The organism is Citrobacter sp. wls718 (assembly GCF_005280945.1).
In the GTDB taxonomy this organism is placed as follows: Bacteria; Pseudomonadota; Gammaproteobacteria; order Enterobacterales; family Enterobacteriaceae; genus Citrobacter; species Citrobacter gillenii.
Genome location: NZ_SZWV01000015.1, coordinates 45,050 through 54,587, shown reverse-complemented (window position 1 = coordinate 54,587; position 9,538 = coordinate 45,050). Strand labels below are relative to the sequence as shown.

Genomic DNA, 9,538 nt, shown 5'->3' with positions numbered 1-9,538 from the left:
GGGCGTCCGGCGCTACGCGTAGTGAAGTAAAATCAAACAGGCCCTTGCGGGCCTGTTTTGCTTTCTGTGCCAGCCATCAATAAAACAGCACAATCGTGGCTATCATATTCACCACAAATCCTACCGCCATTGGGATCGCCGTGCGTTTAACCACCTCAAAAGGCGATACACCCGCAATACCGGAAGTTACTACAATGACCGCAGTAATGGGTGAAACCGCGCGGGCCAGGGTAGTGGCAAAGTGCATTGGCATAATCATTACCACCGCCGGAATATGCAGCCCTGCGGCGATGTCCGGGATCAGGCTGGCGAATGACATAAACGGTGCGTTACCGGAGCCCATGACAATGGCGCAGGCGGCGATGACCACCGCCATGATGATCATCACGCCGATACCGCCAAGCCCGGAATGTTCCGCCCCCCTAATCACCGCGTCGACAGTGCCGATGGTGGTTAAGCCTTTGGCAAAGATCTCACCGGCGACGACCAGCGTAACGACGTTGGCAAACTGGGTGCCCATGCCATCAAAAAACGCCTGCACATCATCCATGGTTTCGCGCAGATTATGGGTGCGAAAGAATTCGACAAGCATGGTGACTGTCATGCTCATCAGCATCACCACCACCAGATTCAGCTCTGTTTTCATGAGTCCACTATGTGCAAGGAACAGCGAGCCTAGCATCAGGATCAGTGGCATCACCGGTAAAATGGCGTAATAGAGCGGCGGAACATCTTCCAGCACCTTTTGTTCGGTAAAGCCGATGTTTTCTGGTGCCGCTTTTTTATCAAACTGGCGCTGTACAAAAAAGTGCGCAATAGCAACAGCGATAATCACGCACGAGGCCACGGGTAACTGGTAGTGAAAGAAGTAGGTGGCGATTTTCATTCCCGCTACCTGAGCGGCAAAAATCGAGTTTGTTTCCAGAATACCCCATTCAATCGACATTGACGTGGCGATGACCGCCACAGCCGACAAACGGCTTACGCCAAGGCTGACCAGCGTCGGGAAGAGGGTGACCATCAGCAACATCCCTAACCCGGAGGCGCTGGTAATGAACTGCGCCATGATCTGACCGATCACATAGGTGGCGGCAAGCACGATATACGGTGAGCGGATAAGCTTTAGCGGACGGCTCAGCAAGCTCACCATCGCCCGACTGGCTCCCATCCTGTCCATATAGCGGGCATAGCCACCGACGGCCATAATCGACAGCCCCAAACCTGCTGCACGACTGGAGAGCATGCGCAGAATTTCGTTATAAATATCAACCAGCAGGTAGCCGCTGCTTTTTTCGGGTGCAACCAGCGCACCGTACCCCAGCCAGACGCCGCAGATCATTAGGAAGATCCCGGCAGCCGCAAGGACCACCTGGGGTTTGTAGTTTTTGAGGATCAGGTAACCCATCGTTAATAAAACGATGACAGAAAGTATGATGCCGAACATTTTTTCACTCCATGCAGGAAAGAAGATAAATCCGGTAATAGCGCTGTTATAAAAGCGGATGTTATATTTTTTTTACCGTTTTTTATGGAGTGAATATCGTGTTTTTAAAATCGAGGTTAAATTATTTTTCGTTTTAAAATAGTATGTTATGATAATTTTTCACGATCATATTCGCAGATTTCATAAATTCGATGTCATACTCAGAAATTAAAATTTATCATATTGTTTTTGAGTGAAAATATATTTGTATTTCATATGTTATCAATAAGCGGGCTAACCCGATTGACCTCCATTTCACCCCGCTTTCGATCATGTGTTACGATGAACCCGCTGTTGTTTTTCACCAATGACTTAGCTGAATGGACCCTATGAACGCATTTGATTCGCAAGCTGAAGACTCTCCATCCACCATTGGCCGTAGTTTACGTAACCGCCCGCTGGCGCGTAAAAAGCTGTCTGAAATGGTTGAAGAAGAACTGGAACAGATGATTCGTCGTCGGGAGTTTGGCGAGGGTGAACAGTTGCCGTCCGAGCGAGAGCTGATGGCCTTCTTTAACGTCGGTCGTCCCTCGGTACGAGAAGCCCTGGCGGCGTTAAAACGTAAAGGCCTTGTGCAAATCAACAACGGCGAACGTGCCCGCGTTTCGCGTCCATCTGCGGACACCATCATTGGTGAACTGTCGGGGATGGCGAAAGATTTTCTCTCGCATCCCGGCGGCATCGCGCACTTTGAACAGTTGCGACTGTTCTTTGAGTCAAGCCTGGTGCGTTACGCCGCAGAGCATGCAACCGACGAGCAAATTGACAGACTGGCGAAAGCGCTGGAGATTAACAGCCAGTCGCTGGATGACAACGCGCTGTTCATTCGTTCGGACGTGGATTTTCACCGTGTGCTGGCGGAGATCCCTGGTAATCCTATCTTTATGGCGATCCATGTCGCGCTGCTGGACTGGCTGATCGCCGCACGTCCGACCGTCGCTGACCGCGAATTATACGAGCACAATAGCGTAAGTTATCAACAGCATATTGCTATTGTCGACGCCATTCGTCAGCACGATCCTGATGAAGCAGACCGCGCATTACAAGACCATCTCAACAGCGTTTCCGCCACCTGGCACGCTTTCGGTAAAAATAAAAAATTGAGGAAGTGATCGCGATCCTGATGATCGTTTAGTGAGGCAGATCGCAATATAAGCGTTCTGTATTGTATTGCTGCTTATTTGATCTGGTATAACAGGTATAAAGGTACGTAGTTAGACAACACTAATCATCGACAGAGGTAGTTATGGCAAGAGATTTAAGAGGCGTAATGCCAGCGTTGTTAACCCCATTCGACAACCAACAGCGACTGGACATTGAGAGCCTACGTCGTCTGGTACGTTTCAACATTGGGCAGGGTGTTGATGGCCTGTACGTCGGTGGCTCAACGGGTGAAGCGTTTGTCCAGAACCGGGCTGAAAGAGAGCAGGTACTGGAGATCGTGGCGGAAGAAGCGAAGGGTAAAGTCACGCTTATCGCACATGTGGGCACGGTGAGCACCGAAGAGAGCCAGCAGTTGGCGAGCGCAGCCCATCGCTACGGCTTTGATGCTGTCTCTGCCGTCACGCCGTTTTACTATCCGTTCAGTTTTGAAGAGCACTGCGATCACTACCGTGCAATTATTGATTCCTCTGATGGCTTGCCAATGGTGGTCTATAACATCCCGGCGCTGAGCGGCGTAAAACTGACGCTGGATCAGATCAACACGCTGGTCACGTTGCCGGGTGTTGGCGCGTTGAAGCAGACCTCTGGCGATCTCTATCAAATGGAGCAGATCCGTCGCGCCCATCCGGATCTGGTGCTGTACAACGGCTATGACGAAATTTTCGCGTCAGGCCTGCTGGCTGGGGCAGACGGTGGTATCGGCAGTACCTACAACATTATGGGCTGGCGCTATCAGGGAATAGTGAAAGCACTCAAAGAAGGCGACACCCAGACGGCACAAAAGCTGCAAACCGAGTGCAATAAGGTTATCGATTTACTGATTAAAGTCGGCGTGTTCCGTGGACTGAAAACGGTTCTGCACTATATGGACGTGGTTTCCGTTCCACTGTGCCGTAAGCCGTTTGCCCCTGTTGACGAAAAGTACCTGCCAGAACTGAAAGCGCTGGCTGACCAACTGCTGGCAGAAAAGGCGTAACAGCGGATTGCCGGGGGCTCTTTGCTTGCCCGGCCTACACAGGCAGACCGTAGGCCGGATGAGGCACAGTCGCCCACCAGTACAACAATGAAAATCGTCGGGAGAGTCACATGAGTACTTCTACCCAGAGCATTCCGTGGTACCGCCATCTCAACCGGGCACAATGGCGTGCGTTCTCTGCCGCCTGGCTGGGATATTTGCTGGATGGTTTTGATTTTGTCTTAATTGCCCTTGTGCTGACGGAAGTACAAGGTGAGTTCGGGTTGACGACTGTGCAGGCTGCCAGCCTGATCTCGGCCGCCTTTATTTCTCGCTGGTTTGGCGGGCTGATGCTGGGGGCGATGGGCGATCGCTACGGGCGTCGCCTGGCGATGGTCACCAGCATTATTCTGTTCTCGCTAGGGACGCTGGCCTGCGGTTTTGCACCGGGCTACACCACCATGTTTATCGCCCGCCTGGTCATCGGCATGGGGATGGCAGGTGAGTACGGTTCAAGTGCGACCTATGTGATTGAAAGCTGGCCTAAACAGTTGCGCAATAAAGCCAGTGGTTTCCTGATTTCTGGCTTCTCCGTGGGGGCCGTGATCGCCGCTCAGGTCTACAGTCTGGTGGTACCGGTGTGGGGGTGGCGCGCGCTGTTTTTCATCGGCATTGTACCGATTATCTTCGCCCTCTGGCTGCGTAAAAATATTCCGGAAGCCGAAGACTGGAAGGAAAAACACGAAGGCAAAGCGCCGGTGCGCACGATGGTGGATACCCTCTATCGGGGTGAACATCGGGTCATTAATATTCTGATGACGCTCGCCGCCGCAACCGCGCTGTGGTTCTGTTTTGCCGGTAACCTGCAAAACGCGGCTATCGTGGCTGCCCTCGGGCTGGTCTGCGCGTTTATCTTCATTAGCTTTATGGTGCAAAGCAGCGGTAAACGCTGGCCGACGGGCGTAATGCTGATGGTAGTGGTGCTGTTCGCCTTCCTCTACTCGTGGCCAATTCAGGCGCTGCTGCCGACCTACCTGAAAACTGAATTGATGTATGACCCGTCGACGGTCGCCAGGGTGCTGTTCTTCAGCGGCTTTGGGGCGGCGGTAGGCTGTTGTGTCGGTGGTTTTCTGGGTGATTGGCTGGGTACGCGCAAAGCCTATGTCTACAGCCTGCTGGCCTCACAGTTGCTGATTATTCCCGTGTTTGCGATTGGCGGTGCCAACGTCTGGGTACTGGGTCTGCTGCTGTTTTTCCAGCAAATGCTCGGGCAGGGGATCTCCGGGATCTTACCCAAACTGATCGGCGGTTATTTCGATACTGACCAACGTGCGGCGGGTCTGGGCTTTACCTACAACGTGGGTGCGCTGGGCGGGGCACTGGCGCCGATCATCGGTGCGCTGATTGCACAGCGTCTGGATCTGGGCACGGCGCTGGGATCGCTGTCGTTTAGCCTGACTTTCGTGGTGATCCTGCTGATTGGCCTTGATATGCCGTCCCGCGTGCAGCGCTGGCTGCGCCCGGAAGCGCTGCGTACCCATGATGCCATTGATGGTAAACCGTTTAGCGGAGCCGTGCCGTTTGGCAGCGATAAAAGCGCGCTGGTGAAATCAAAAAGTTAATCCGATTGCCCGGTCCTGCACCGGGCTATTTTGGTAAGGGAATAAGTATGTCGTTACTTGAGCTACTGACGCTGAAAAAGGTCGTGCTATGACAACGCTGGCGATTGATATTGGCGGCACCAAACTGGCCGCTGCACGGGTAGACCGCGATTTACAGATCCGCGAACGCCGTGAACTGCCGACACCTGCCAGCAAAACGCCGGATGCCCTGCGGGCCGCGTTACAGACGCTCATTGAGCCACTGCAGGCGCAAGCAGAGCGCGTTGCCATTGCCTCCACCGGTATTATCCGCGAGGGCACACTACTGGCGATTAATCCGCTCAATCTTGGCGGGCTGATGCACTTTCCGCTGGTACAAACCTTAAGAGAGTTGACCGGCTTGCCGACCATGGCGGTCAATGATGCGCAGGCGGCGGCCTGGGCGGAATACCACGTAATGGCTGACGAGATAAGCGACATGGTATTTATCACCGTGTCGACCGGTGTGGGCGGCGGCGTGGTCAGCAACGGCAAGTTACTCACCGGGGCTGGTGGTCTGGCGGGGCATTTAGGGCATACGTTGGCAGATCCTAATGGACCAGTCTGCGGCTGCGGTCGTACCGGCTGCGTGGAAGCTATTGCATCTGGTCGCGGAATTGCCGCTGCCGCACAGGGCGACCTTGTCGGTTGCGATGCCAGAACGGTGTTTACGCGTGCGGTGCAAGGGCATGAACAGGCCACGCGGTTGATTGCACATTCTGCACAGGTGCTGGCGCGACTGATTGCCGATGTCAAAGTGTCTACCGACTGCCAGTGCGTAGTTGTGGGTGGCAGCGTTGGGCTGGCGCAAGGATATCTGACGCAGGTCCGCACGCTGCTGGCGCAGGAACCCTCGGTGTATCACGTCCCACTGCGCACCGCACATTACCGACATGACGCCGGGTTGCTGGGCGCAGCATTGTTAGCACAAGGAGAGTTATCATGATATTAGGCGAGTTACAGTCGCTATCCGCCGCGGGATTACCCCCTGTTCTGCTTGATGCGCTGACCCTTGCGCTGGCGGCAGACGTGCAGAATAACGCGCCGGGACACTATGTACTGAAAGGCGACGATCTGTTTATGAACGTGATGCAGTTCGCCACGCAACCGCCACAAGAAAAAAAGGCGGAGCTGCATGAATGCTATATTGATATCCAATTGCTGCTGGCAGGTGAAGAGCGTATTTTTTTCGGTTTGGCAGGTTCCGCACGTCAGTGCGAAGACGTGCATGTTGAAGAGGATTATCAACTGTGCAGCGAGATTGCCGATGAACAGGTTGTCACCCTGAAACCGGGGATGTTCGCGGTGTTTATGCCTGGCGAGCCACATAAACCGGGCTGCGTGGTGAGTGCACCTGGAGAAATTAAGAAGGTGGTGGTGAAGGTCCGAGCCAGCTTGCTACACGCCTGATAGGAATGCGCCAACATGGTAATTGCCGCAGCTGCGTGTCTGCGGCAATTATCAAAAAGACAACCTACCGCTTAAATGTCACTATTTCCGGCTGTGACAGATGCAGTGTTGTTTGGCTCGGTACGGTCTCGGCGATGACCCGCCCGTGGCGAATGGAATAACGGGCAGGTGTTTGGCGACGAACCGCGTCAAACCCATTTTCTGCCGGTAAAATTACCAGGTTAGCGGAATTTCCAACGCTCAGGCCGTAGTCTTGCAAGTGCAGGGTTTTTGCGCTGTGAGTGGTTATCAGGTTCAGCCCATCATTAATCTGCCCGTATCCCATCAGTTGGCACACGTGTAATCCCATATGCAGCACCTGCAGCATATTCGCGGTGCCCAGCGGATACCACGGATCAAAGACATCATCATGGCCAAAGCAGACGTTGATCTCTGCCTCCAGCATCTCTTTGACGCGGGTGACACCGCGACGCTTGGGATAGGTGTCAAAACGTCCCTGCAGGTGAATGTTCACCAGAGGATTCGCAACAAAGTTAATACCTGACATTTTCAGCAGACGGAAAAGACGGGAAGCATACGCGCCGTTGTAGGAATGCATCGCTGTGGTATGGCTGGCAGTGACGCGCCCGCCCATTCCGTCGCGATGCGCCAGTGCTGCAACGGTTTCAACAAAGCGTGATTGTTCATCATCAATTTCGTCACAGTGCACATCGATAAGGCGGTCGTACTTCTGGGCCAGGGCGAAAATTTTATGCAGCGACTCCACGCCATATTCACGCGTAAATTCAAAGTGGGGAATCGCACCAATCACGTCGGCGCCCAGGCGCACCGCTTCTTCTAACAGCGCCTCACCGTTGGGGTAAGATAGAATCCCCTCTTGTGGGAATGCCACAATTTGCAGCTCCACCCACGGTGCGACCTCTTGCTTCACTTCCAGCATCGCTTTCAGTGCCGTTAGCGTGGGATCGGAAACGTCAACGTGCGTACGAACATACTGGATGCCGTTGGCCATCTGCCATTTCAGGGTTTGCATGGCACGCGTCTTCACGTCTTCGTGAGTCAGCATCGCTTTACGTTCAGCCCAGCGCTCAATACCTTCAAACAGCGTACCCGACTGATTCCAGCTTGGCTCGCCTGCCGTTTGCGTGGTGTCCAGATGGATATGCGGCTCGACGAATGGCGGGATGGCGAGTCCACCTTCAGCGTCCAGTACCTCACCTTGCGGTAAAGATGCGGCTTCCTGGGATTCAATACGGCTAAAACGCCCGTTTTCAATTGTAAGTTGCCATAACCCGTCGCGTCCCTGTAAACGTGCCTGACGAATGGTGAGGGTATTAGTCTGCATGGCTGACCTCCGTGGACTGAGCAAGACTGCGATTAAAAAGTGGATTCAGCAGGATATAGCTGACTACACCGCCGAGTACGGCGTTGACGGGCACAATACCGGGAATATAGTGGCCGGCAGCGATGCCCAGTGCAACGGACAGAATGGCTATCCAATTCACCGGCGTAAATTGTGCGTTGTTGAAATCGGCGTATCGGCGGTGGTTTAACAGATAGTCGGCAATAATCACCCCGCCAATCGGAGGGATCGCGGCCGACAGAAATGTCAGCCAGCCGACAAAGTTATTGTACAGCCACAGCGCGCACAGCGTGCCAATAATACCGTTAACCACCGACAATGTACGGCTGGAAAAACCGGTAATATTGGCAAAGCCCAGACCCGACGCATACAGCGCGTTGTCGTTGGTTGTCCAGATATTCAGGCCGAGAACGACAATCGCTGGTAGCAGGAGCCCCTGGGCAATCATCACGTCGGAGATGTCCGCCTGTCCTACAGCGGCAGCGCCAGCAGCACCGAAGATAAACATCAGGGAGTTGCCGAGGAAAAAAGCCACCATGGCAATCAGCACCGCAGCTTTGGCATTACGGCCAAAGCGAACGAAGTCGGCCGTCAAGGTACCTGCGCTGACAAACGATCCTACGACCAGCGCCAGCGCGGTTGAAAAATCCAGCGGCGTCTGTGGCACAATCGTTTTTAAATGATCTAAGCCGCCCACGTCGGATACTGCCAGCCAGACGGAGTAACTACCAAGAATAACGATAGCGGGTACGGCGATAATTGATAAAACCGTCAGCGCCGAAATGCCAAAAAAGATGGTCATGGTCATCAACAGGCCAGACACAGCAATCAGGATATTAACGTCGATTCCCGTCGCTTTGCTGACTGGGATAGCAAACATCGCCACGCCAACACCAAACCAGCCCACCTGCGTGCCGCCTAACAGCATTGAGGGAAGCCATGAACCTTTTACGCCAAATGAGTAACGCGCCAGGAGATGGGTAGAGAGTCCGGTTTTTGCGCCGATGAAACCCAGAAAGGCAGTGTAAATACCGAGGAGAAGATTACCGAAGAGAACTGCCAGGAAGAAATCATTATAGGAAAGACCGGTACCGAGTGTGCCCCCGGTCCACATACTGGCGGAAAAAAACGTTAATCCCAACATTACAAATGTCAGTGGAACTACACCTTTCCGCGCGGCCAGAGGGACGGGGCCCTGGCTATAATTGTTATCTTGCGACACAACACCTCCATGAATTTTGCCCAAAAAATCCGCCGCATAATATACACTTTTCAGAAGAATGCAAACGTTTACGTACTGGATTTTTAAGCTGGTTGGTCGCGAATTTATGCTATGTAGCAACTACGTATTTTTAGAAGAGAAGACGGATATCCGGCATCTCATCCATATGTGCGGACGAGATGCCAGAAAAGATGTGTTTATACTTCCAGGTAACTCAGGATCCCGTCAGCGGCTTTACGGCCTTCGGCAATTGCCGCCACCGCCAGATCCGAACCGCGCACGCTGTCGCCATTGGCTCAGT

At 53.5% G+C, this 9,538-nt stretch carries 8 protein-coding genes and 1 pseudogene; 5 read left to right on the top strand and 4 right to left on the bottom strand.

Annotated elements, in window-relative coordinates:
- Nucleotides 1-76 precede the first annotated feature (76 nt).
- Nucleotides 77-1,444 carry an anaerobic C4-dicarboxylate transporter DcuC gene (gene dcuC / locus FDW95_RS02750; protein ID WP_115257364.1) on the bottom strand — a complete coding sequence of 456 codons (1,368 nt, stop codon included), beginning with the start codon at nt 1,442-1,444 and terminating at the stop codon, nt 77-79.
- Between the two features lie 359 nt (nt 1,445-1,803).
- On the opposite strand from dcuC, the gene nanR reads away from it, so the two are divergent.
- The 5 genes from nanR (at nt 1,804) to nanQ (ending at nt 6,652) form a co-directional block, all read left to right on the top strand.
- Nucleotides 1,804-2,595 (top strand): transcriptional regulator NanR, encoded by a 792-nt coding sequence (gene nanR / locus FDW95_RS02745; protein WP_115257365.1) that lies wholly within the window; start codon nt 1,804-1,806, stop codon nt 2,593-2,595.
- A 134-nt stretch (nt 2,596-2,729) separates the two neighbouring features.
- The gene (gene nanA / locus FDW95_RS02740) at nt 2,730-3,623 is read left to right on the top strand and encodes an N-acetylneuraminate lyase (RefSeq protein WP_115257366.1); all 894 of its coding nucleotides are present in this window, start codon (nt 2,730-2,732) and stop codon (nt 3,621-3,623) included.
- Between the two features lie 110 nt (nt 3,624-3,733).
- Nucleotides 3,734-5,224 (top strand): sialic acid transporter NanT, encoded by a 1,491-nt coding sequence (nanT, locus tag FDW95_RS02735; RefSeq protein ID WP_115257367.1) that lies wholly within the window; start codon nt 3,734-3,736, stop codon nt 5,222-5,224.
- A gap of 88 nt (nt 5,225-5,312) precedes the next feature.
- A complete protein-coding gene (locus FDW95_RS02730; protein WP_115257368.1) occupies nt 5,313-6,188 on the top strand; it encodes an N-acetylmannosamine kinase in 876 nt (291 codons plus the stop codon).
- Nucleotides 6,185-6,652: an N-acetylneuraminate anomerase gene (gene nanQ / locus FDW95_RS02725; RefSeq protein WP_096755490.1), complete on the top strand. Its 468-nt coding sequence runs from the start codon at nt 6,185-6,187 to the stop codon at nt 6,650-6,652. The genes FDW95_RS02730 and nanQ overlap by 4 nt, the downstream gene beginning before the upstream one ends.
- 64 nt (nt 6,653-6,716) lie before the next feature.
- On the opposite strand, the gene FDW95_RS02720 is transcribed toward nanQ, so the two are convergent.
- The 3 genes and pseudogenes from FDW95_RS02720 to FDW95_RS24140 all read right to left on the bottom strand — a co-directional run.
- Entirely contained in the window at nt 6,717-7,997 is a 1,281-nt protein-coding gene (locus FDW95_RS02720; protein WP_115257369.1) for a cytosine deaminase, read from the bottom strand.
- The gene (gene codB / locus FDW95_RS02715) at nt 7,987-9,237 is read right to left on the bottom strand and encodes a cytosine permease (protein ID WP_115257370.1); all 1,251 of its coding nucleotides are present in this window, start codon (nt 9,235-9,237) and stop codon (nt 7,987-7,989) included. Before codB ends, FDW95_RS02720 begins: the two co-directional genes overlap by 11 nt.
- A gap of 197 nt (nt 9,238-9,434) precedes the next feature.
- Nucleotides 9,435-9,533, bottom strand: a pseudogene (locus tag FDW95_RS24140) (glutamate synthase); the annotation flags it as partial.
- Between the last annotated feature and the right edge of the window lie 5 nt (nt 9,534-9,538).